Annotated in this window: 17 protein-coding genes and 1 pseudogene; 14 read left to right on the top strand and 4 right to left on the bottom strand. The window is 70.5% G+C overall.

All coding sequences use genetic code 11. The annotated features are described in order from the left end of the window. Positions 1-10 precede the first annotated feature (10 nt). Positions 11-618, top strand: a pseudogene (locus J7E87_RS10915) (YdcF family protein). A gap of 625 nt (positions 619-1,243) precedes the next feature. Continuing rightward, a complete protein-coding gene (locus J7E87_RS10910) occupies positions 1,244-2,209 on the top strand; it encodes a collagen-like protein (RefSeq protein ID WP_215092510.1) in 966 nt (321 codons plus the stop codon). A gap of 102 nt (positions 2,210-2,311) precedes the next feature. Here J7E87_RS10910 and J7E87_RS10905 read toward each other — a convergent pair whose 3' ends face one another. After that, a complete protein-coding gene (locus J7E87_RS10905; protein WP_215092508.1) occupies positions 2,312-2,458 on the bottom strand; it encodes a hypothetical protein in 147 nt (48 codons plus the stop codon). A 189-nt stretch (positions 2,459-2,647) separates the two neighbouring features. On the opposite strand from J7E87_RS10905, the gene J7E87_RS36420 reads away from it, so the two are divergent. After that, complete coding sequence (locus tag J7E87_RS36420) at positions 2,648-2,956, top strand: HGGxSTG domain-containing protein (RefSeq protein ID WP_374195159.1); 309 nt, start codon at positions 2,648-2,650, stop codon at positions 2,954-2,956. Positions 2,957-3,621: 665 nt separating this feature from the next. Next, the gene (locus J7E87_RS10900) at positions 3,622-6,531 is read left to right on the top strand and encodes a SpoIIE family protein phosphatase (RefSeq protein ID WP_251017242.1); all 2,910 of its coding nucleotides are present in this window, start codon (positions 3,622-3,624) and stop codon (positions 6,529-6,531) included. A gap of 275 nt (positions 6,532-6,806) precedes the next feature. On the opposite strand, the gene J7E87_RS10895 is transcribed toward J7E87_RS10900, so the two are convergent. Next, the gene (locus J7E87_RS10895) at positions 6,807-7,148 is read right to left on the bottom strand and encodes a hypothetical protein (protein WP_215092506.1); all 342 of its coding nucleotides are present in this window, start codon (positions 7,146-7,148) and stop codon (positions 6,807-6,809) included. A gap of 338 nt (positions 7,149-7,486) precedes the next feature. Between J7E87_RS10895 and J7E87_RS10890 the strand changes: the two genes are divergently transcribed. From J7E87_RS10890 to J7E87_RS10845, 10 genes are all read left to right on the top strand, one after another. After that, complete coding sequence (locus J7E87_RS10890) at positions 7,487-8,347, top strand: arginase family protein (RefSeq protein ID WP_215092504.1); 861 nt, start codon at positions 7,487-7,489, stop codon at positions 8,345-8,347. 28 nt (positions 8,348-8,375) lie between these two features. Continuing rightward, the gene (locus J7E87_RS10885; RefSeq protein ID WP_215092502.1) at positions 8,376-9,248 is read left to right on the top strand and encodes a DUF2797 domain-containing protein; all 873 of its coding nucleotides are present in this window, start codon (positions 8,376-8,378) and stop codon (positions 9,246-9,248) included. Between the two features lie 170 nt (positions 9,249-9,418). Beyond that, on the top strand, positions 9,419-10,351 hold the full coding sequence (locus tag J7E87_RS10880; protein ID WP_215092500.1) for an amidohydrolase family protein: 933 nt from the start codon (positions 9,419-9,421) through the stop codon (positions 10,349-10,351). A 67-nt stretch (positions 10,352-10,418) separates the two neighbouring features. Beyond that, positions 10,419-11,156: a response regulator transcription factor gene (locus J7E87_RS10875; protein WP_285427318.1), complete on the top strand. Its 738-nt coding sequence runs from the start codon at positions 10,419-10,421 to the stop codon at positions 11,154-11,156. Between the two features lie 46 nt (positions 11,157-11,202). Next, a complete protein-coding gene (locus J7E87_RS10870) occupies positions 11,203-12,696 on the top strand; it encodes a cell wall metabolism sensor histidine kinase WalK (protein ID WP_215092558.1) in 1,494 nt (497 codons plus the stop codon). A gap of 25 nt (positions 12,697-12,721) precedes the next feature. Further along, a complete protein-coding gene (locus J7E87_RS10865; protein WP_251017240.1) occupies positions 12,722-14,083 on the top strand; it encodes a bifunctional glycosyltransferase family 2/GtrA family protein in 1,362 nt (453 codons plus the stop codon). After that, positions 14,080-16,269: a glycosyltransferase family 39 protein gene (locus tag J7E87_RS10860; protein WP_215092498.1), complete on the top strand. Its 2,190-nt coding sequence runs from the start codon at positions 14,080-14,082 to the stop codon at positions 16,267-16,269. Before J7E87_RS10865 ends, J7E87_RS10860 begins: the two co-directional genes overlap by 4 nt. Before the next feature lie 72 nt (positions 16,270-16,341). Then, positions 16,342-17,856: an MFS transporter gene (locus J7E87_RS10855; protein WP_215092496.1), complete on the top strand. Its 1,515-nt coding sequence runs from the start codon at positions 16,342-16,344 to the stop codon at positions 17,854-17,856. 34 nt (positions 17,857-17,890) lie between these two features. Next, entirely contained in the window at positions 17,891-18,673 is a 783-nt protein-coding gene (locus J7E87_RS10850) for a TetR/AcrR family transcriptional regulator (RefSeq protein ID WP_215092493.1), read from the top strand. A 548-nt stretch (positions 18,674-19,221) separates the two neighbouring features. Continuing rightward, the gene (locus tag J7E87_RS10845) at positions 19,222-19,812 is read left to right on the top strand and encodes a hypothetical protein (protein ID WP_215092491.1); all 591 of its coding nucleotides are present in this window, start codon (positions 19,222-19,224) and stop codon (positions 19,810-19,812) included. A gap of 570 nt (positions 19,813-20,382) precedes the next feature. Here J7E87_RS10845 and J7E87_RS10840 read toward each other — a convergent pair. Continuing rightward, a complete protein-coding gene (locus J7E87_RS10840) occupies positions 20,383-20,850 on the bottom strand; it encodes a PPOX class F420-dependent oxidoreductase (RefSeq protein WP_215092489.1) in 468 nt (155 codons plus the stop codon). Between the two features lie 17 nt (positions 20,851-20,867). Beyond that, the gene (locus tag J7E87_RS10835; RefSeq protein ID WP_215092487.1) at positions 20,868-21,686 is read right to left on the bottom strand and encodes a YceI family protein; all 819 of its coding nucleotides are present in this window, start codon (positions 21,684-21,686) and stop codon (positions 20,868-20,870) included. Positions 21,687-21,743 lie beyond the last annotated feature (57 nt).

The following is a 21,743-nucleotide window of genomic DNA, read 5'->3' as shown; positions in this document are numbered from 1 at the left end:
CTACCAGCTGATGGGTCACGATCCCCGTCCGTGCTCCGTTGCCATCGGCCTGGGCAGTCATGACCTCGGAGTCGCTGACGCCACGGTCGACCTGTACCGACGCGGCATGATGCCCCTGATTGTGTTCACGGGGGCCACGAGCCGAACCACGCGTGAGCGAATGCCCCGCGGCGAGGCCGTGCATTACCGGGAGCGCGCCCTCGAACTGGGGGCTCCTGCTTCGGCCGTCCTAGTGGAGCCCCACGCACGCAACACCGGCGAGAACATCCTCTTCTCACGCTCGCTGCTGGAAGAGAGCGGTGTCGAGGTGTCGTCCGGGCTGCTCGTCAGCAAGCCGTACGAGGAGCGTCGGGCCTACGCCACGGCCCGCAAGCTGTGGCCAGCAGTCGAGTTCGTGAGCTTCCGCGCCCATGACCCTCAACGAGTACGCCGACTCGATCGGCGACGCCCGCTTGGTGATCGACATGCAGCGGGGCCCCTCAGCGGCTCCTGATCTATCCCGAACAAGGTTTCATGATCAGTCAGGAAGTCCCAGAGGGCGTTATCGCAGCATACGAGCGTCTGTGCTCCCAAGGCTTCACGAGTCGACTCGTGCCCGGTACTGCTCGAACTGACTGAGTAGAAACCTTCTCTACGGGTTCAAGGCGCCGCGCAAGCGCGGCGCGCGCCGCGGCCCCCGGCCGCGGGCTTGCCTCTGTCTTCGCCCGGCTGCCCACGGCCGGGCGGCGGCGCACCGAGCGCGGACGCCAACCCTCAGAGAACGGCGGGGGCTGGGGCGGTCGGTTCCACGGCTTTACGCAGCCACCATGGGGCGAGCCTCCAAGATCATGGCCCCGATCGGGCAATTGCGGGAAGTCGAGGAGCCAGCCCGATTCGCGGCCAGCGTAAGGGGCCATGATCTCTCGCCCCATGGCAGCTCCCGCCCAAAGCCGCTACACCGACCTTGTGTCAGGCGTCGGCGCAATCGCCGTAGCTTTCGAGGCCGACGCTCGCAGATTTGAAACTCTCCCGTGCGCTGGCTGGGATGCGTGCGCCGGGCGGCTCTGAACCTGCCCCAATTGCCGCGCGCTCCCGAGTACGAATCAGCGGATGGAAGGCCCTCATCCAGATATGCCGGTTACTCCGATTTGCTGATAATCGCCGTGTGTCGAACAGGCGTGACGATCGATCGGGTTGCCACGGGTCAGGCTCGCCCTTGGGTTCGGACAAGGAGTCCCCAACCGATCGAACGAGGAGCACGTACATGAGTCCTGACAACAGGACAGGTTCCCCGCTGGGACCTCTGCCCCGTCGAGCCAAGTGGAGGGCCGGCGGCACGATTGTCTCGCTCGCGCTGGTCCTGGCGGCCGGGGTGGTCAGTCCGGTCGCGGCCGCGGCTCCCAGCATGAACGAACGCGTGAGTGCGACGAGCGGCCCGGGCGGTGGAGACGACAAGTGCAAAGACGGGTCGCACCGCGCCGACGAGGACAACTGCAAGAAGGGCCCGAAGGGCGCGACCGGCCCGACGGGACCCACGGGTGCGACCGGACCGACGGGTCCGACCGGCGCGGATGGTGCCGATGGCGCGACCGGACCGACGGGTCCGACCGGCGCGGATGGTGCCGATGGCGCGACCGGACCGACAGGCCCCACCGGCGCGGATGGTGCCGATGGCCCGACCGGACCGACGGGTGCGACCGGTGCGACGGGTGCGACGGGTGCGACGGGTGCGACGGGTGCGACCGGTGCGACCGGTGCGACGGGAGCTGACGCACCCGTCGTTGATGTCGGCGCAAGTGTCTTCGCCTCAAGTAACCAGGACATCCCGAACAACGCCATTACTAAGATCTTCTTCGATGGCGCTGCCTACGACACGGACGCGATGTTCGATGACGCGTCCGACAGCCTGGTGGTCAACACTCCCGGGCGCTACCTCCTCAAGGCAAGGCTGGCCTGGCTCTACACCACGACTGCGGGGGGGACTCGCAACCTACGCATCCGGGTCAACGGGGTCCTCGTCGCCTTTGACGCTCAGGACACCACGGTTAATGGCGGGGCCGCAGCAATGTCGCAGGAGGTGTCCACGATTGTTGAGCTGAACGCCACTGACGTGATCGACCTCGCCGCCGCCCAGAACACCGGATTCACCGCTGTCTCGGTCACCCAGTCTCAGGGGGGCGATTCCCCCATCGTAGCCCCGCAGCTCCAGGCGGAGTTGCTCGAGCCGTAGACAGATCCTTCCGGGAGCCGGGCACGGGTGAGCATGGCCGTGAGGCACTGGGCGTAAGTGACGCCCAGGCCTCGCGGCCGGGTGGCCGGCAAGGGCGCGGTCTCAGACGGGGATGCGGCTGCGGACCCGGAAGGCCCGTACGCATGCCATGACCATCACCGTGAGCGCGGCGGGGATGAGCAGGGCCAGGGGGAGCAGGGCGAGGGCGAGGGTCAGCTCGAGCTCGGGCGACGTGTGCTCGGCGTCCACGGCCCACAGGGCGGAGCGCGGCCACCTGCTCTACGCCCAGCCGCTGCGTACCAGCGCGAAGCCTGGACGCGGATCCTCCGGGAGCGCGGGTCGTGTGGATCACGGTCGAGGTAACACGCGGACCGCGTCTGACCTGCCGCGTGAACCCCCACGGACGCCCCCGTACGGTCATGCGGACAGTTGGAAAGCGTGCGCCCGCCGAGCCACCTTCTTGGCCCAGCGTGCACCGGTTCGCGCAGCAGTGCGCCCTTCCGCCGACGGCTTACGCCCGGTGTCCCCGGACCAGTCCGCACGACAGCCGAGGCCAGGGGGGTGGGGATCGTGGCTCGTACACAGTCCAGGTGTGGAGCGCTGACGCAGAAGGGCACGAGGTGCCAGCGACTTGCCATGGAGAACGCATCAAGGTGCAATCTCCACCGCGGCGACTGGTCCACATACACCATCAAGAAGCGCAAGGAGGCAGAGGAGAAGGCGAAGGCCCGTAAGCGTCGCAAGTGACGCAGTCGCCGGTGTGGTGACATCCACGGCTGACATCAACGGCAGCGGACACCGGCAGGACCGCACGGTTCGAGGCAGCCGCATTGGCAGTTGAGGCCATGGAGACAGTCCGATCGAACTCCTAAAGCGGGTGTCGCAGGTTCGAATCCTGCCGGGGGCACAGAATAAAGGGCCAGCTCAGGAGGGTTTCCCTCCCAAGGCTGGCCCTTCGCCGTTTCAGGCGCCGTGCCACATGCGTGCCGCTCCAAGCCCTGATCGACGCGGTCACTACGGGACACGGCCTTGATCTCTACTGCCGGGTTTGACGAACTGCCGGTAACGCCGCCGCGCCAAGCCAGGGGATAAGGCCTCAGCGGTAACGAAGGGTGAGCTAACGCCGCATACGGTTGATCGGATACGAAAGGCTCCCCATGACGGATGAAATCGCCTAAGTTATTCCGATTAGTATGAAATGGGCGGATGTAGATCGCTGCAGGTCCACATCCGATCACATGCGGCCCAGCGGGTACCCAAGCGGTGAGCGGAGGCGACAGTCGGCAGTGGTGAATACCAGAGGCGGCGAAGCGGACAACACCGGCCCGTCCATACCCCACGTCCCCCATCCGCTGCACCAACCGCAGGGCCTGCGGACCATACAGACCGTACGGCCCTTGGAGCGACACCGCATGCGGATGCGGTTGCTCGACGCCGTGGACGAGGACGGGCGCGATGTCGAAGTGCTGCTGACCGCGCTCCAACAGGCGGTGGCCGAGGTGCACGGCCTGGGCGGCATGGTGCATCTCCCGGGCGGCGGCATGAGCGGCATCCTCTACATGGTCGCCGACAGTGGCCTGCCGGAGTCGATGACCCGGCCCTGGCTGATCATCCCGGTACGGGGCACGGCGCCGCCCAGCAGGGCCGCCCGCAACGACACCATCACCTGGCAGCCCGACCTGGCCCCGCCTGACCCGGTGCCAGGCCGGGACCCCGCCGCCCTGTGGCCTTCCCGACTCCCCGCCGGCATCGGTCACCTGGCCGTCCCCATTCCGGGCGGTGGCCGGCGACGCGGTGCGCTCTCCGTTCTCTTCTCCCCGGGCGCCGAGCCCGGCCCAGCGGAGCGCGCGTTTCTGAACGAGGTGGCGGCCTGGATGTCCGGGAGGCTCAAGTCGTCCGGGATCCTCAATCCGTCCCCCACCCTGCTGCGCGCCCTGGAGAACGGGCCAGGACCGCGGGAGGAGGCCGCCCCGTGGAACGCGGAAGTGGCGCCCTCCATCACGTACACCTGGGATCTGTGCACCGGTGAGCTGACCTCCGACCGGCCCGTCGAAGAGGTGCTGGCCGGCATCGCCCCGGAGGTGATGACCGGCGGCATCGAGGCGTGGGCAGCGCTGATCCACCCGGACGACCTGCCGCGGGCGGTAGCCGGCTTCGACACGGGCATCCACCTCCGCGGCGGCTTCCAGAACGAGTACCGGATCCGGCGCCAGGACGGCACATACCTCTGGATCGAGGCCCGTGCCCGGACGATCACGGACGAAGAGGGCGCACCGGTGAAGGTGATCGGCACCCTGCGGGACAGCAGCGAAACGCACGCCGCCGCCGAGTCGGTGGGGCGGGCGCTGCGGCACATGAGCGACGGCTTCGTCTCCCTGGACACGGACTGGCGCATCGGATTTCTCAATCAGGCCGCCGAGCGGCTCTTCGGTGCCGCGGGAGAAGTGGCCGGAGCCCTGCTCTGGAACATTCCAGCGGTACGTGCCATACCGGGGCTGGAGCAACGGTGCCGGGCCACGGCGGCCGAGGGCCAGCCGGCCGGATTCGACGTACCGTGGCCGGACGGGACGTCCTGGTACCACCTGCGGCTGCTGCCGGTGCCAGAAGGCCTCACGCTCTACATAACCGACACCACCGAGCGGCATCTGCGGGAGGTCGAGCGGGCCGCCGCGGAGCGGGCGGCCGCGGAGCGGGCAGCCCTGGTGCAGCGGATTACACGGGAGCTGGCCGAGGCTGTCACGGCCCAGGATGTGATGGCGGCGGTGGCCGACGGCGTGATGACACCCCTCGGGGCCACCGGACTCATCATGCTCGGCGTGGTCGGCGACCGGCTGACAGTGGTCGGCTCCCGGGGATATTCGGAGCGCTTCACCCGACTGCTGGACGGGCAGTGGACAGTGACGGACACCACGAACCCAGTGGCGGACGCCCTGCGCACCCGCACCCCCCTCTACATATCCTCCCCGGAGGAGATCCTGAAGCGTTACCCGGGGACCGAGATCCTGATCCGGGAGGGCGGCAAGCAGGCGTGGGCCTTTCTGCCGCTGGCGGTATCGGGGCGCGGGATCGGCGCGGCGGTGATCTGCTTCGGCCGACCGCGGGTGCTGGACGATGACGAACGAACGCTGCTGACCGCGCTCAGCGGACTGATCGCGCAGGCCCTGGAGCGGGCCGGGCTCTACGACGAGGCGACGACGCGGGCCCGTACCCTCCAGCGCAGCCTGCTGCCGCAGGCACTGCCCGATCTGCCCGAGGTGACGACGGCGGCGCGCTACCAGCCGGCCCAGCAGGGAGCCGACGTCGGCGGCGACTGGTACGACGTGATCCCGCTCTCCGCGGCCCGGGTAGCGCTCGTGATCGGCGACGTCATGGGCCACGGCATGGCCGAGGCCGCCACCATGGGCAGGCTCCGCACGGCCGTCCGCACCCTCTCGGAGCTGGAGCTGCCGCCCGACGAAATCCTCGGCCACCTCAACGACATTGTCGGCGAGCTGGGCAACGATGCCTTCGCAACCTGCCTGTACGGCATCTACGACCCGGTGAGCCGGCGTCTGTCGTACGCCAGCGCCGGTCAGCCGCCCCCTGCGGTGGCCCACCCCGACGGCACCGTCACCTTCCTGTCCATGGCTCCGGACCCGCCACTGGGGGTGGCCGCTCCCCCCTTCGAAACCCTCGAGACCCTACTGCCCGCCGGTAGCCTGCTCGCCCTCTACAGCGACGGCCTGGTCGAGAGCAAGGACAGGGATGTCACCACCGGCATGAGCCACCTCGCCGAGCTCCTCTTTCAGTCCGTGAACGCCATGCCGACCTCACCGGCGGACGCATCCGACCTGGACGCCCTCTGCGCCACCCTCACCTCCGCTCTTCTCCCCGCCCACGGCGCGCTGATGGACGACGCCGCCCTGCTGCTGGCCCGCACCCACCCGCTGGACGCGGAGAACGTCGCCGAGTGGCCGTTGCCGGAGGACCCGGTGGCGGCGGGCCAGGCCCGCGACCTGGTCCGCGCCCAGCTCGCCGACTGGGACCTGGTTGATGAGGACCTGATCATGACCACCGAACTCCTGGTCAGCGAGCTGGTCGGGAACGTCATCCGGCACGCCTGCGGCCCCATCCGGCTGCGCATGCTCCGCAGCCGCGCACTGATCTGCGAGGTCTCCGACGCCAGCCTGACCACGCCGCACATCCGCCACACCTCCGCCACCGACGAGGGCGGCCGCGGCCTCCAGCTCGTCTCCGCACTCTGCCAGCGCTGGGGCACCCGCCACACCCGCACCGGCAAGTCCATCTGGACCGAACAGCCCCTCCCCACCGCCTCAGTTTGATCTTTAACCGCGCACGTCACCGTTCGCCCAGGTAAGCGCCTGAACTGGCCGCGAATGATCGCAGATTCCCAAGCTGAGAGCTCCGAGGCACGGCGCTCTGGCACTCCCGTCACGGGACAGCCGTGGCGTCCGGCCGACGACACAAGCCGGTAGCGTGGCGGAGGCCGGTGGGGGTACAGCGAGACACACGCGCGCCTGATCGGTCGACGCACCCGCCATCGTGGCTGACTGTCGTCGGCTGAGGCTCGTGCCACAACCGTGCCAGATAGCGGTGATTACCCGCCCGCCCGCCGTACGCCAGTGCAGGCCACCAGCGCGCCGCCGTCTTCGGTGAGGAAGAGCATGAAGATCCATGCCCTATCGGCAGCTGTGACCTGTCCAAGGCGCACCGGCTGGTCATGCTGGCCGAGGAGTTGCACCGCTCGTTCCAGTCCCAAAGTCTCGATGCCCTTCCGCCGCGTGTGCCGAAGTCGGCGCGCATAAGTCCGGGCATGAAACTCGGCGGGCCAAGTCCCATCCCACACAACATAGGTAGCGCCGCCACGGAGGGCAGCCAGGGCTGCCACGGATGCCTCGTCGCCACCGGCCAGCAGCCGCACCAACAGATGCCGTTCCATAGTCACCCCCGCCGGGATCCTGTTCTACAGCAGCGAAGTACCGCAACCGCAGCAACCGTCCCCGTCCGGCAGCGCTCCTCCAGGGCCGTGCAGCGGGGAATGGCCGTCGCTGACCGATCCGGCTAGAGCTACGGATCAGAAGGTCGCAGGTTCGAATCCTGCCGAGTGCACACAGCTGAGAGGCCCCCGGAGAAATCCGGGGGCCTCTCGCGTTGTCCGTAACCCCTGTCGAGCCTGTCGAGCCCCCTCAACCCCGTCCTGCGTCCCGGTCGCGCGCCGCGCGTTGACCGCCCATCATCGACAGCGACCTGAGCGTGCGTCCGACGAAGGGGTTCGGGGTGCGAGAGCCGGCGATCATCGAAGCGCCGTCCGTCCTCGGGCTGCGGCCGTCCGGGGTCGAGGGGCTGGCCGCGGCTCTCCTCGGGGCCGGGCTCGGGGATCGGCTTGGGGCTGTACGGGCGGGGCGGGTTGAGGCGCCGGCGTACGACCCGGCGCGGGACCCGGAGTCCGGGGTGCTCAATCCGGGTGGCATCGCGGATTACTCCGTACGGCTGGCGGACGCCGTTGGCGGGGTCATCGATCGAGGCCTCTTCCCCGTCGTCCTCGGCGGGGACTGCAGCATCCTGCTCGGCAATCTCCTCGCGCTGCGCCGGCGGGGGCGGTACGGCTTGCTGTTCCTCGACGGTCATACCGACTTCTACCAGCCGGCCGCGGAGCCGACCGGTGAAGTGGCGTCGATGGAGCTCGCCCTGGCGACCGGGCGCGGGCCGCGGGTGTTGGCCGATATCGAGGGCCTCGGGCCACTCGTACGGGACGAGGACGTCGTCGCCTTCGGGTTCCGGGACTCCGAGGAGTCCGCGGCGGCCGGCATGCAGCCGCTGCCGCAGCGGCTGCATGCCGTCGACCTCGACGGGGTGCGTGCGTTGGGGGCAGCCGCGGCGGCGCGGCAGGCCGTCGGGCGGCTCGGCGAGTACTGGGTGCACCTCGACGTCGACGTGCTGGACGACGCGCTCATGCCGGCTGTCGACTATCGCCTGCCCGGTGGGCTGAGCTGGGCCGAGCTGGAGAGCGTGCTGCGGACGGCGCTGGGTGACGAGCGCGCCGTCGGCCTCGATGTGACGATCTTCAATCCCCGCCTCGACCCCGACGGGACCATCGCGGCTCGCCTCGTCGAGTGCCTGTGCCGAGGGCTCGGGTAGCGTCCGGCGTAGTCGGGCGGAGGTGTGTATGGCGTGGCGGTGCGCCGGGCTCAGCTGGCCGCGCGGGGCGCGGACGGCCGTACTCGCGTGGGAAGGCGGGCGGGTCAGTCCACTGGCCCCCGGGAAAGATCTGGGGTTCCGGGCGGAGGGGCAGCGACGGTGTGTCGGGGCGCGCGGGAATCCCTGTCCGCCGGCGGCCGTCGTGAGCGGGCGGGCGACGCAGGCGCGGTGTGCGGAGTGCGCGCGGCTGGACCGGGCGCACTCGGTGGCCGCCGACACCATGGCCGACGACCCGCGGGCGTACCGCGTGTATCTGGCCTGGTTCGGGCCGGGGATGGTCAAGGTCGGGATCACCGCGGAGGAGCGCGGGCCCGCGCGGCTGCTTGAGCAGGGCGCTGTGGTCTTCAGCTGGCTCGGGCGCGGGCCGCTGATGGCGGCGCGGCGGACCGAGGAGCTGCTGCGCAGTGCGCTGGGGGTGCCGGACCGGATTTTGTACGCGGACAAACGGGCGGTCCGGGCCGCGCTGCCAAAGGCGGCCGAGCGGGCCGCGGAGGTCGAGGAGCTGCACCGGCGTGCGGTCGGGCTTGCCGGGTGGGCCGAGTCGCTGGAGCGCATCGGTTTCGAGGCGGTCGACCATGCCGGGGTGTTCGGGCTTGCCGGGCTGCCGGCCGCGACCGGGGTGGTCCGCGAGCTGGTGGACGGCGGGGTGGTCGCCGGGCGGCTGGTGGCGGCAGCCGGGCCCGATCTGCATCTGCGGACCGCGGGGGACGGGCTCGTCGTACTCGATACCCGGCTGATGACAGGGTGGGCGCTCGTCGGGTCCGACCCGGGGGCGGAGGTCACGGTGCCGCTGGCCGACATGGGCTCGGCGCCCGGCTCGGTGCAGGACGGACTCTTCTGAGCGGGATGGTCACGTGTTGGATCCCGTTTGGATCCCTTACGGAAATGGGGGTGGACACCTCCCTGACCGGACACGGAAGGTAGGTGCCATGAGCATCGAACGCAGCAGGCCTGTCACGGCACAGGAACCGCCCTACTGCACTGAGGCGTTCACCCGGATCGAGCGGAGTAATGGCTTTGAGCGTGAGTGAGGGGAACGAGGCCGCGGGCGAGGCTGCGGACGTGAGGGCGTTCTGGACGCGGCTCGGACTGCCCGGGCTCGTCGACGTACACACCCACTTCATGCCGGAGCAGGTCCTGAAGAAGGTGTGGGCCTACTTCGACGCGGTGGGTCCGCTGACCGGCATGGAGTGGCCGATCAACTACCGGCACGAGGAGGAGCAACGGGTCGCGCTGCTGCGCGACTTCGGGGTCCGCGCCTTCACCGCCATGCTCTACCCGCACAAGGCGGGCATGGCCGAGTGGCTGTGCGGCTGGGCCGCGGACTTCGCCCGGCGCACACCCGACTGCCTGCAGACCGCGACCCTCTTCCCCGAGGAGGGAGTAGCGCGGTACGTGCGCGAAGCCGTCGAGAGCGGGGCCCGGATATTCAAGGCGCACCTCCAGGTCGGGGCGTACGACCCCAATGACGCGCTCCTCGATCCCGTCTGGGGGCTGCTCGCCGACGCCGGGGTCCCGGTGGTGATGCACTGCGGGTCCGGGCCGGTTCCCGGCAAGCACACAGGCCCCGAGCCGGTGGGGCGACTGCTCGCGCGGCATCCGCGGCTGCGGCTGGTCGTGGCGCACATGGGGATGCCGGAGTACGCCGACTTCCTGGATCTCGCGGAGCGGTACGGGCAGGTCCACCTCGACACGACGATGGCCTTCACGGACTTCAGCGAACGCTTCGCGCCCTTCCCCGAGAGGGAGAAGGCACGGCTGCTGGAGCTGACGGACCGGATCCTGCTCGGGACCGATTTCCCCAACATCCCGTATCCGTACGCCCATCAGCTTCAGGTGCTCGAACGGCTCGGACTCGGGGACGACTGGCTGCGGGCAGTCTGCCACGACAACGGAGCGCGGCTCTTCGACCTGCCCGCCGCTCCCACCCCCTCCTGCTCCTAGGGGTTTCTCAGGGAATTCACAGGGAAGGGCAAGGGCCCTCTCACGGCCGGGTCGCAGGGTGACGAGCATGACCACGACCTCGCCCCAGGGGCGTACCGAAATGCTCAGGCCGGACGGCAGCCCCGTCCGGGTGCTCGTCGTGGACGACGAGGCGGCGCTGAGCGAACTGCTGTCGATGGCCCTGCGCTACGAGGGCTGGACGGTGCGCAGCGCCGGGGACGGCGCGGGCGCGGTGCGCTCGGCGCGCGACTTCCGGCCGGACGCGGTGGTGCTCGATGTGATGCTGCCCGACATGGACGGGCTCGCGGTGCTGGGGCGGCTGCGGCGCGAACTGCCCCAGGTGCCGGTGCTGTTCCTGACCGCCAGGGACGCGGTCGAGGACCGGATCGCCGGGCTGACGGCGGGCGGCGACGACTATGTCACCAAGCCCTTCTCGCTGGAGGAGGTCGTGGCCAGGCTGCGCGGGCTGATCCGGCGGTCGGGGACGGCGACCGCACGCAGCGAATCCCTGCTGACGGTCGGGGACTTGACGCTCGACGAGGACAGCCACGAGGTGAGCCGGAGCGGGGAGTCGATCCATCTGACGGCGACCGAGTTCGAGCTGCTGCGCTTTTTGATGCGCAATCCGCGGCGGGTGCTCAGCAAGGCGCAGATCCTGGACCGGGTGTGGTCGTACGACTTCGGCGGGCAGGCCAACGTCGTCGAGCTGTATGTCTCGTATCTGCGGAAGAAGATCGACGCGGGGCGCACGCCGATGATCCACACGCGGCGTGGGGCCGGTTATCTGATCAAGGCCGGTGAGTAGAACCCGCCGCTGGTCGCTGCGGACCCGGCTCGTCCTCTGCGCGGTGATGCTGATCGCGGTGGTGGCGGCGGTGATCGGCGCGGTCACGACGATCGCGTTCGACAGCTATATGTACGGGAAGCTCGACGACCAACTGCGCGGCATCGCGGTACGGGCCGATCCGCCCAGGGGACTGCCGGGACTGGGCGGCCTCGAACGGATGGACCAGCCGCTGGAGTTCCTCGGCGGTGGCGGTCAGCCCTTCGGCACCGTCGGCGCCGTGGTCGCCGACAGCGGTGAGGTGACCGAGTCCAGGAGGACCGTCGAGAACACCACGGGCGGGCAGCGCCGGGACAGCTCAGTGCCGCTCACCGAGGCGCAGAACGACAAGCTCGCCGCGGTGGCACGGGACAGGAAGGTGCACAGCGTCGAGCTGCCGGGCCTGGGCGGCTACCGGGCGGTGTCCGTCAGCACCGAGGCCGGGCTCGACGTTCTCGTGGGGATCCCGTCGGGCGAGGTCGAGGACGCCCTGAGCACGCTGATCGTCGTCGAGGTATGCGTCGCGGGCGCCGGTCTCATCGCCGCCGGGATCGCGGGCACGGTCCTGGTCGGGGTTGCGCTGCGGCCGCTGCGGCGGGTCGCCGCGACCGCGACGCGCGTCTCCGAACTGCCGCTGCACAGCGGCGAGGTGTCCCTGCACGAGCGGGTCCCGGACGCCGAGGCCGATCCGCGGACCGAGGTCGGGCAGGTCGGCGGGGCGCTCAACCGGATGCTCGACCATGTGCACTCCGCGCTGCACGCGCGGCAGGAGAGCGAGACGCGGGTACGGCAGTTCGTCGCGGACGCCAGTCATGAGCTGCGTACACCGCTGGCTTCGATACGCGGCTACGCCGAACTCACCCGGCGCGGCGGGGAGCCCGTCGGCACGGACACCCGGCATGCGCTGGGGCGGATCGAGGCCGAGGCGACCCGGATGACGGGCCTGGTGGAGGATCTGCTGCTGCTCGCACGTCTCGACGCCGGACGTCCGCTCTCGCAGGAGAGCACCGATCTCTCACCGCTGGTCGTGGACGCGGTCAGCGACGCACGGGCTGCGGGCCAGGACCACAAGTGGCTGCTCGAGCTGCCGGTCGAGCCCGCGACGGTACGGGGCGACGGCGCCCGGCTCCATCAGGTACTGGTCAATCTGCTGGGGAACGCCCGTACCCACACACCGCCCGGCACGACCGTCACCGCCCGGGTTCGGTGCGCCGAGATCCCCGGGGCGGGCCAGACGGTCGTGCTGGAGGTGGAGGACGACGGGCCCGGCATCCCGCCCCAGCTGCTCCCGCACGTCTTCGAACGGTTCGCGCGCGGCGACGCCTCAAGGTCCCGGCACGCCGGGTCCACCGGCCTGGGCCTTGCGATCGTGCAGGCGGTGGTGGCCGCGCACCGCGGCACGGTGGGCGTGCGGTCCGAGCCCGGGCGCACGGTTGTCGGCGTACACCTGCCAGCCGACCTTCCGGCCCTGGCTGCCGCATACGACTCACAGACGCGGCACAGGCACATCACACAGCTGTGACAGGGCGCCCGCCGAGTGTCGTTCCATGCGAACCGACACCCCATGGGGGACTCTGCCGGCCCGGGAGCATCTGCTCGCCGACTCGGCCGACCTGCCCGTACTCGACGTGGTGATCCCGGTCTTCAACGAGGAGGACGACCTCGAGCGGTGTGTGCGCCGGCTGCACGACCACCTCGCACGGACCTTCCCGTACCGCTTCCGGATCACCGTCGCGGACAACGCGAGCACCGACAGCACGCCCGAGGTGGCTGCCCGGCTCGAACGCTCGATCGCCGAGGTACGGGCCTACCGGCTGGAGCGGAAGGGCCGGGGCAGTGCGCTGCGCACCGTGTGGTCGCACTCCGACGCGCCCGTCCTCGCCTATATGGACGTGGATCTGTCCACCGACCTCAACGCCCTGCTGCCGCTGGTCGCGCCGCTGATCTCAGGGCACTCGGATCTCGCGATCGGGTCCCGGCTCGCGCGCTCCTCGCGGGTGGTGCGCGGCCCGAAGCGGGAGTTCATCTCGCGCGCCTACAACCTGATTCTCAAGTCGTCGCTGGCGGCGCGGTTCTCCGACGCGCAGTGCGGATTCAAGGCGATACGGCGGGAGGTCGCCGAGCGGCTGCTGCCGATGGTCGAGGACACCGGATGGTTCTTCGACACCGAGCTGCTGGTGCTGGCCGAGCGCGCCGGGCTGCGTATCCACGAGGTGCCGGTGGACTGGGTCGACGACCCGGACTCGACGGTGCACATCGTGAGCACGGCGGCCGAGGACCTCAAGGGGGTGTGGCGGGTGGGGCGGGCGCTGGCGGTCGGCGCGTTGCCGCTGGACCGGCTGGCGCGGCCCTTCGGGGACGATCCGCGCGACCGGCAGCTGACCGGAGTGCCGGGCGGACTTGCCCGGCAGCTGGTCGGCTTCTGTGTGGTCGGCGCGCTCTCGACCCTGCTGTACCTGCTGTTGTACTCGGTCTTCCGGGCGGGGGCCGGGCCTCAAGTCGCCAACGCGGGAGCGCTGTTGCTGTCCGCCGTCGCGAACACGGCGGCGAACCGGCGGCTCACCTTCGGGGTGCGCGGCCGGGACCGCGCCGTACGCCATCAGGCCCAGGGCCTGGTCGTGTTCGGCATCGGTCTCGCCCTGACCAGCGGCTCGCTGGCGGCCCTGGACGCGGCCGCCGGAAACCCGTCCCACGGCACGGAACTTGCGGTTCTGATCGCCGCCAACCTGGCGGCGACCGTGCTGCGGTTCCTGCTCTTGCGGACGTGGGTCTTCCCCGACCGGCTCGGTGACGTGCCTGTGCCGGATGCGCCGGGCGCACTCGCTGCACCTCGCGGGGACACGACCGCGCCGCCGCACGCCATGCCTCTCGACGACGCAACGATCACGATGACGAGGAATCGACGATGACCACGCAACACGACCGATACCAGGGGATGCAGCCGGGCGGCGCTGCCGGCGTGGACGCCGTCACTGTGGCCCCGACCGTGCGGGCGGAGCCGCTCGGGGGGCACGGACGAGGGCGCTCCGCCTCGCCGTTCGCGCGCTGGTGGCGCGGCCGGGACGAGGACGCCCGCTGGGTGCGCCCCGCCTTCCTCGCTCTCCTTGTCGCCACCGCGCTCCTCTACCTCTGCAACCTGAGCGCGTCCGGCTACGCCAACTCCTTCTACTCCGCGGCGGCCCAGGCCGGCAGCGAGAGCTGGAAGGCCTTCTTCTTCGGCTCGTCCGACGCCGCGAACTCCATCACCGTCGACAAGCCCCCGGCCGCGCTGTGGCCGATGGCCCTGTCCGTACGGCTCTTCGGGCTCGGCTCCTGGCAGATCCTGCTGCCCGAGGTGCTGATGGGTCTCGCCACGGTGGGCGTGCTGTACGGGGCCGTACGCCGGCGCTTCACGCCCGCCGCCGGGCTGATCGCGGGCGCGGTGCTCGCGGTGACGCCCGTCGCCGCGCTGATGTTCCGCTTCAACAACCCGGACGCGCTGCTCGCGCTGCTGATGACGGTGACGGTGTACTGCGTGCTGCGAGCCCTCGAAGGCGCGCGGACGAAGTGGCTGGTCTGGGCGGGTGTCGCGGTCGGCTTCGCGTTCCTGACGAAGACGCTCCAGGCGTTCTTGATCCTGCCGCCGCTGACGCTGATGTACGCGGTGTGCGCACCGACGACGCTGCGGCGGCGGCTCGGCCAACTCGCCCTCGCAGGGCTTGCGATGGTCGTCGCGGGCGGCTGGTGGGTGGCGATCGTCGAGCTGTGGCCCGCCTCCTCGCGTCCGTACGTCGGCGGCTCGCAGAACAACAGTTTCCTGGAGCTGACCTTCGGCTACAACGGCCTCGGCCGGATCAACGGCGATGAGACCGGCAGTGTCGGAGGCGGCGGTGGCGGGGCCCGTGGCGGTGGCGGCTGGGGCGAGAGCGGCATCGACCGGATGTTCAGCGGGAACATCGGCGGCCAGATCTCCTGGCTGCTGCCTGCCGCACTGCTGCTGCTCGTCGCCGGACTGCTCGTCACCCGGCGCGCCAACCGGAACGACAGTGCGCGGGCGGCGTTCCTGGTCTGGGGCAGCTCGCTGCTGATGACCGCGGGGATCTTCAGCTTCATGGCCGGGATCTTCCACGAGTACTACACGGTGGCGCTGGCGCCGTACATCGCCGCGCTCGTCGGCATGGGTGCCACGGTGCTGTGGGAGGAGCGGCGTTCGGTCCTGGCGTCGGCGGCGCTCGGCGGCACGGTCGCGGTGACGGCGTACTGGTCGTATGTCCTCCTTGGCCGGAGCACGGACTATCTGCCGTGGCTGCGGTGGACGGTGCTGATCGCTGGTCTGGCGGCCGCGGCCGGGCTGGTGCTTGCGGGGCGGCTCGGCCGTCGACTGGTGCTCGGCGCCGCGGCGTTGGGGCTCGCGGCGTCGCTGGCGGGGCCGGTCGCGTACTCCCTGACGACGGTGAGCGAGGGGCACGCGGGCTCGATCGTGACGGCGGGTCCGGCGGTGGCGGGAGGCCGCGGTGGTCCGGGCGGTGGCGGCCCGGGCGGTGGTGGCCCGGGCGGTGGTGACGACGGGCTCGGCGGCCGGATGCAGCTGCCCGGCCAGGGTCAGGGCCAGAACCAACAGGGCGGTCCCGGCGGTGGCATGGGCCAGCCCCCGACCGGCGGCCGCCAGAGCCAGGGCCAGGGCCAGGGCCAGCTGCCCGGCGGGCTCCCGGGTGGCCTCCAGACGGGCGAGCGCGGCATGGGCGGCGGCATGGGCGGTCTCCTCAACGGCGCGAACGTCAACGCCAAGGTGAAGGCCACGCTCAAGCAGAATGCCGACGACTACACCTGGGCAGCAGCGGCCATCGGCTCCCAGAACGCGGCCAGTTACCAGCTCGCCACCGAGAAGCCGGTGATGGCGATCGGCGGCTTCAACGGCAGTGACCCGTCGCCGACCCTCGCGGAGTTCAAGCAGTACGCCGCGGACGGGAAGATCCACTATTTCATCGCGAGTGGTGGTCAGGGCGGCGGGCCGGGCGGCAACTCCGGCTCCGGGATCACCTCCTGGGTCGAGTCCACCTTCACCAAGGTCACCGTTGACGGCACGACCCTCTACGACCTGACCGACGAAAAATAGTCCTATACGGCGTACGAGGACCCCTTGTACGGTGTACGAGACCAAGTCTCGTACACCGTACAAGGAGCGTGCATGACGGCGACGACCGCCGAGACCAACCCGTTCGGGACGGGCTCCTCGGGCCATCCGCAGCGCTGGCTGATCCTCGGCGTGATCTGTCTCGCCCAGCTCACCGTGCTGCTCGACAACACCGTCCTCAGCGTCGCGATCCCCTCCCTCACCAACGAACTCGATGCATCCACCGCCGACATCCAGTGGATGATCAACGCGTATTCGCTGGTCCAGTCGGGACTGCTGCTGACCGCGGGCAACGCCTCCGACCGCTACGGCCGCAAGAAGATGCTGATCGTCGGTCTCGCGCTGTTCGGCGCCGGCTCGCTCGCCGCCGGGCTCGCCCAGTCCACGACCCAGCTGATCGCCGCCCGCGCGGGCATGGGCGTCGGCGGCGCGCTGCTGATGACCACGACCCTCGCGGTCGTCGTGCAGATCTTCGACGACGCCGAACGGGTCAGGGCCATCGGCCTCTGGTCCACCGTCAACTCCCTCGGCTTCGCGGCCGGTCCGCTGATCGGCGGGGTCATGCTCGACCACTTCTGGTGGGGCGCGATCTTCCTGATCAATATCCCGGTGGCGGCGATCGGCCTGTTCGCGGTCGTCGCGCTCGTACCGGAGTCCAAGAACCCGCAGGGCGACCGCCCGGACCTGCTCGGCGCGCTGCTCTCCACGATCGGCATGACCGCGGTCGTGTACGCGATCATCTCCGGGCCCGAGCACGGCTGGACCTCCACGCAGGTCCTGGTCGCGGCGGCGGCCGGCGTCCTGGTCCTCGGGGTCTTCGTGCTCTGGGAGTTGCGTATCCCGTACCCCATGCTGGACATGCAATTCTTCCGCAACCAGCGCTTCATCGGGGCGGTCGCGGGCGCGATCCTCGTCGCCTTCGGCATGGGCGGCTCGCTCTTCCTGCTCACCCAGCACCTTCAATTCGTCCTCGGGTACGGGCCGCTGGACGCGGGGCTGCGGACGGCGCCCCTCGCGCTGACCGTCATCGCCCTGAACCTGACCGGCGTGGGCGCGCGACTGCTGCCGAAGCTCGGCACGCCGGGGACGATCGCCACCGGAATGGCGCTGGTGGCGACGGGCCTTGCCACGATCGCGCTGCTCGGCGGCGATGCGTACGCCGGCATGCTGCTCGGTCTTGTCGTGATGGGCGCGGGTGTCGCGCTCTCGATGCCGGCGATGGCAGTCGCGATCATGAGCGCGATTCCGCCTGCGAAGGCGGGGGTGGGCGCGGGCATCAACGGCACGCTCGCCGAGTTCGGCAACGGGCTGGGCGTGGCCGTCCTCGGCGCCGTGCTGAACTCCCGCTTCGCCGCGCTCCTGCCGACGGCGGCGGGCGCGGCCTCGCTCCCCGCGGCGCTGGCGGCCGCGGGCGACGCCGGTGAGCGGGAGCGGATCTCGGACGCCTTCGCCTCCGGCCTCGAGGCGAGTCAGCTGGTCGGGGCGGTGGCGGTGCTGGCCGGTGGCCTGCTGGCCGCGATGCTGCTGCGGCGGGCGGACCGGGCAGAATCACCCAGGACAGCGGCATAGCATCGGGGCGGGGGCCAATCGAGGAGGGTGCGCGATGGTGAGTGCGGCCGACCGCGCGAAGGGTCCCGCGCGGACGAGTGTGTGGCTGGACGTCAAGTCGGGCCGCGATCGGGACCGGGGCCGGGGCCGTAAGTCGGGGCAGCCGGCCGGTCTGGACCGCGACAAGATCATCGAGGCGACGGTCCGGCTGCTGGACTCGGAGGGCGCGGCCAAGTTCTCGATGCGCCGCCTGGCCGCGGAGTTGAACGTCACCGCGATGTCCGTCTACTGGTACGTCGACACCAAGGACGACCTGCTGGAGCTCGCCCTCGACGCGGTCTTCGGAACCCTCCCGCTGCCGGACCTGAGCACCGAGACGGACTGGCGCGACCAGTTGCGCGAACTGGCCACGGGCTACCGGGCGTTGCTGGTGCGCCACCCGTGGGTGTCGGCGCTGATCGGTACGTTCCTGAACATCGGGCCGCACTCGATGGCGTTCTCGCTGGCGGTGCAGCAGGTGATGCGGAACACCGGGCTGCCGCCGCACGGGCAGATGGGCGGGCTGTCGGCGGTCTTCCAGTTCGTGTACGGGTTCGGAACGATCGAGGGGCACTTCATCCAGCGGTGCGCGACGGCGGGGATGAGCCAGGACGAGTACTTCCGTCAGGCGATGGGGACGATCAGCGAGCAGCCGGAGTTCAGGGAGAGCTTCGCGAACGCGTCGGAACTGATGGAGGCACGGGGCGGGGACACGGTGGAGGACATGCGGGAGCGGGACTTCGGCTTTGCGCTGGAGCTGCTGGTGGCAGGCATCGAAGCGATGGTTGCTCGCGCGTAGGGTCGGGGGTCCGCGGCGCGGCTTGCGGGCCCGGGGGTTGCCCGGTGCTGTGCGGTGCGGGTCGCGTGGGGTGCGGGCCCGGGGGCTGAGGTCGGCCGCGGGATGCGGGCGGTCCGCGGTGCGGGCCCGGGGGTTGCCCGGTGGCGTGGGGTGCGGGTTCCGGGGCCCCTCCGGGCTCGACTCCTCGGGGTCGGCGGCGAAACGGGGTTCGTATTGGTCACTGGGTCCGGCCGCCGATCCCCTGCGGGGACGACCCTGCACGGCCCCTCCCCGGCGGCAGGCCACAGACCCCGTCACCCCGAGGGGTAGGTGCGGGTTGCTGGCTCCCGCTTTCGTGGGCCCCGCGGCGCAGCGCCCGGAGTGATGTGGGCCAGTTCCCAGTCGTGGCGGGTGAGAGAGCGCCGCGGGCTTCGTCAGTCCCTCGGCGGCAGCGCCCGGCTTGCGGCCCCGGCCAACCGAGCGGGATTTCCGAGCCGGTCGGCATGGTGCCGGGCCGACGGCACGAGGTGACCGGATGCTGGAGGCCTCCGAGCCATGCGGGAGAGACCGTGGACGACCCCAGTCTTCAAGGAGCCGGGAAATCGGCAACCGCCGGCAGTCAGCCGGGGGTCATCGGCATTGCGCTCGCCGCCGTTCTCACAGCCGCGCTCGCGCAGGGTTCCTGGCAATGGTTCGCCACATACGTCGGGGTGACGCTTCTTGCGCTGATCTTCACCTTTTACCGACTGCCGACATGGATGCCTGGCGCCCTATCTGCGTACATGCGGAATCTGACTGCGTACTCGCTGGTCGTCGGCCTGTGCGTAGCGATCACCTTGGCCCCGGCGCTGCAGCGCTGGGCGTGGCTGTTCCCGATGCCAGGCACCCGCAGCGCGTGTCCTGAGCTGGGCAAGTACGAGGGCATCCACGCGGAGGCCGCACTGGCCAACCTGGCTGGGCGCGACGGTGTCGCCATGACTCACGCGCAGGAAACCCAGAGCAAAGCCGCCGTTTCCGACTGCCTTTCAGCCACTACGACCCAGTGGCTGCCGGTCTACGCGGCCGGGGCGGCCGTACTGGTGGGCCTGAGCGCGTGGGCCCTTGACCGAGCTCGGGTCAGGAAAGAGGCGGCCGCGGCCGGCCGGCCGCGCCAGGACTGAACGCGAGTGCGATCACGCCCTTAGGAGCAGCTGCCGGGCCGCTGCCGACCTGTCAGCGACCGCGACGCTCGGCGCCATTACGGTGATGAGGCATTCGTCCAGGTCAGACGACATGGCCAACAGTGATGCTCAACCGGCCAACTGAAATGCTTACCGGGGACCTTCACGTTTCAACTTGGGATCTCCGCACATTTCGAGCCACGTTTCCGCGGGTCATCGCATTCCGTCAGTTCCTCTCGGGGGCGCAGCCGCCGGGGTGACCTGGCCCGCACGTTCTGGGTGGTGCGAAGCTGCCGCGTGCGGGGCCACCAGGCTTTGCTGGCTCCGCGGCGGAGCCGCCGGAGCGTCGGGGGTGTGGGGGCGTCAGCCCCCACGTCCTTTTTCCCTCGCAGGGTGGGGGCTTGCCTCCAGCTTCGGGATGGGGGTACCTCCCACGGTCGCCACGCCGTAGGGGGAGGGCGGGGTGGGGGATGAGTCCCGGCCCGCGCCCCGGGTATCCCTCCGCGCGGGAGGCCGAGGCACCCCCGCGCGGAGCCGCAAGCCCGCGTCCGGAGCCGTCAGGCCCCCGCGTCAGCCTTCGCTCAGTCTCGCCGGGAACCCCCCCTTCGCGATCGGCCCCCACCTCGTCGGCGTCACCCGGATGATCGACTTCTCCTGCTTCACCATCGCCTCGCGGTACTCGTCCCAGTCCGGATGCTCCCCCGCGATGTTCCGGAAGTACTCCACCAGCGGCTCTACCGACTCCGGCGAGTCGATCACCTCCGCCGTGCCGTCCACCTGGACCCACGGCCCATCCCAGTCGTCAGACAGGACAATCACGCTGACCTGCGGGTTCCGCTGCGCGTTCCGGGTCTTCGCGCGTTCCGGGTATGTGGAGATCACGATCCGGCCCGAGTCGTCGACCCCGCAGGTCAGCGGGGAGCCCTGCGGGGTGCCGTCCGCGCGGGTCGTCAGTAGGATCGCCCGGTGCCTGGGGCGTACGAACTCCAGCAACTCGTCCAGGTCCACCGTGGTGTTGGTGGCGATGTTGGGTGCCATGTGCGGCAGCCTAATCCTCAGGCCGTCGGCAGGGCCTCACCCTGGACCGCCTGGACGGCCAGCTCCACCCTCAGCGTCGTGCCGATCGCCGAGATGCCCGCCTGCACCACCTGGTTGTAGTGCATCGCGAAGTCCTCGCGACGCAGCTCGGTGGTCGCGCGGAAAGCGGCCCGCACCCCGCCCCAGGGGTCCGGCCCGGTGCCCAGGTAGGCGAGTTCCAGGTCGACGTCGCGTACGACGCCGTGCAGGGAGAGCGAGCCGTGGACCGTCCAGCGGTCCGGGCCCGACGGGGTCAGGCCGTGGCTGCGGTAGGTGATCTCGGGGTACCGCTCCACGTCCAGGAAGTCCGGCGACTTCAGGTGCTTGTCGCGCAGGCCGTTGCCCGTGTCGACGGACGCCGCCCGGATCACCGCGTCGACGCGGGACCGTGAAAGGTCCGGCGCGATGTCGATGCGGCCGCCGAAGTCCGTGAAGCGGCCGTACACGCTGGAGATCCCCAGGTGTTGCGCGACGGCGCCCACCGAGGAGTGTGCCGGGTCCAGCGACCACGTGCCGGGCGGTGGCAGTTCCGAGCCGCCCTGGCGGGCCAGGACCACCGTGCCGACCTCGGCGCGGCCGCTCGCCGTCACCAGCGCGGTGGCCGCGGCGGGCGCGTAACCCATTGCTGTCACTATCACCGTGTACGGCCCGGGGGCCAGGTCGGTGCCCGTGCTCACCGCACCGTCCCCGTCGGCCGTCACCCGCAGCACCTGCGCGCCGCTCATGTCGGTCACGGTCACGACCGCGTGCCGGACTGCCCAGCCGTCCCGCGTCCGTACCTGTGCGCGAAGTCCCATCCCGTTTTCTCCTTGCCGAAAGACTCGGGGGGCGCCAAGCCGTTCCCTGCCCGCAGC

Source organism: Streptomyces sp. ISL-1 (assembly GCF_018614585.1).
Taxonomy (GTDB): domain Bacteria; phylum Actinomycetota; class Actinomycetes; order Streptomycetales; family Streptomycetaceae; genus Streptomyces; species Streptomyces maoxianensis.
Note: the sequence above shows the minus strand (reverse complement) of the source record. Positions and strands in the feature narration are given on the sequence as shown.

Bases quoted from the DNA above. Each gene is read 5' to 3' on its own strand.
- J7E87_RS10910 (WP_215092510.1), top strand. From the start codon at position 1,244: ATGAGTCCTGACAACAGGACAGGTTCCCCGCTGGGACCTCTGCCCCGT.
- J7E87_RS10900 (WP_251017242.1), top strand. From the start codon at position 3,622: ATGCGGATGCGGTTGCTCGACGCCGTGGACGAGGACGGGCGCGATGTC.
- J7E87_RS10895 (WP_215092506.1), bottom strand. From the start codon at position 7,148: ATGGAACGGCATCTGTTGGTGCGGCTGCTGGCCGGTGGCGACGAGGCA.
- J7E87_RS10885 (WP_215092502.1), top strand. From the start codon at position 8,376: ATGGCGTGGCGGTGCGCCGGGCTCAGCTGGCCGCGCGGGGCGCGGACG.
- J7E87_RS10880 (WP_215092500.1), top strand. From the start codon at position 9,419: ATGGCTTTGAGCGTGAGTGAGGGGAACGAGGCCGCGGGCGAGGCTGCG.
- J7E87_RS10875 (WP_285427318.1), top strand. From the start codon at position 10,419: ATGACCACGACCTCGCCCCAGGGGCGTACCGAAATGCTCAGGCCGGAC.
- J7E87_RS10870 (WP_215092558.1), top strand. From the start codon at position 11,203: ATGCTGATCGCGGTGGTGGCGGCGGTGATCGGCGCGGTCACGACGATC.
- J7E87_RS10865 (WP_251017240.1), top strand. From the start codon at position 12,722: ATGCGAACCGACACCCCATGGGGGACTCTGCCGGCCCGGGAGCATCTG.
- J7E87_RS10860 (WP_215092498.1), top strand. From the start codon at position 14,080: ATGACCACGCAACACGACCGATACCAGGGGATGCAGCCGGGCGGCGCT.
- J7E87_RS10855 (WP_215092496.1), top strand. From the start codon at position 16,342: ATGACGGCGACGACCGCCGAGACCAACCCGTTCGGGACGGGCTCCTCG.
- J7E87_RS10850 (WP_215092493.1), top strand. From the start codon at position 17,891: ATGGTGAGTGCGGCCGACCGCGCGAAGGGTCCCGCGCGGACGAGTGTG.
- J7E87_RS10840 (WP_215092489.1), bottom strand. From the start codon at position 20,850: ATGGCACCCAACATCGCCACCAACACCACGGTGGACCTGGACGAGTTG.
- J7E87_RS10835 (WP_215092487.1), bottom strand. From the start codon at position 21,686: ATGGGACTTCGCGCACAGGTACGGACGCGGGACGGCTGGGCAGTCCGG.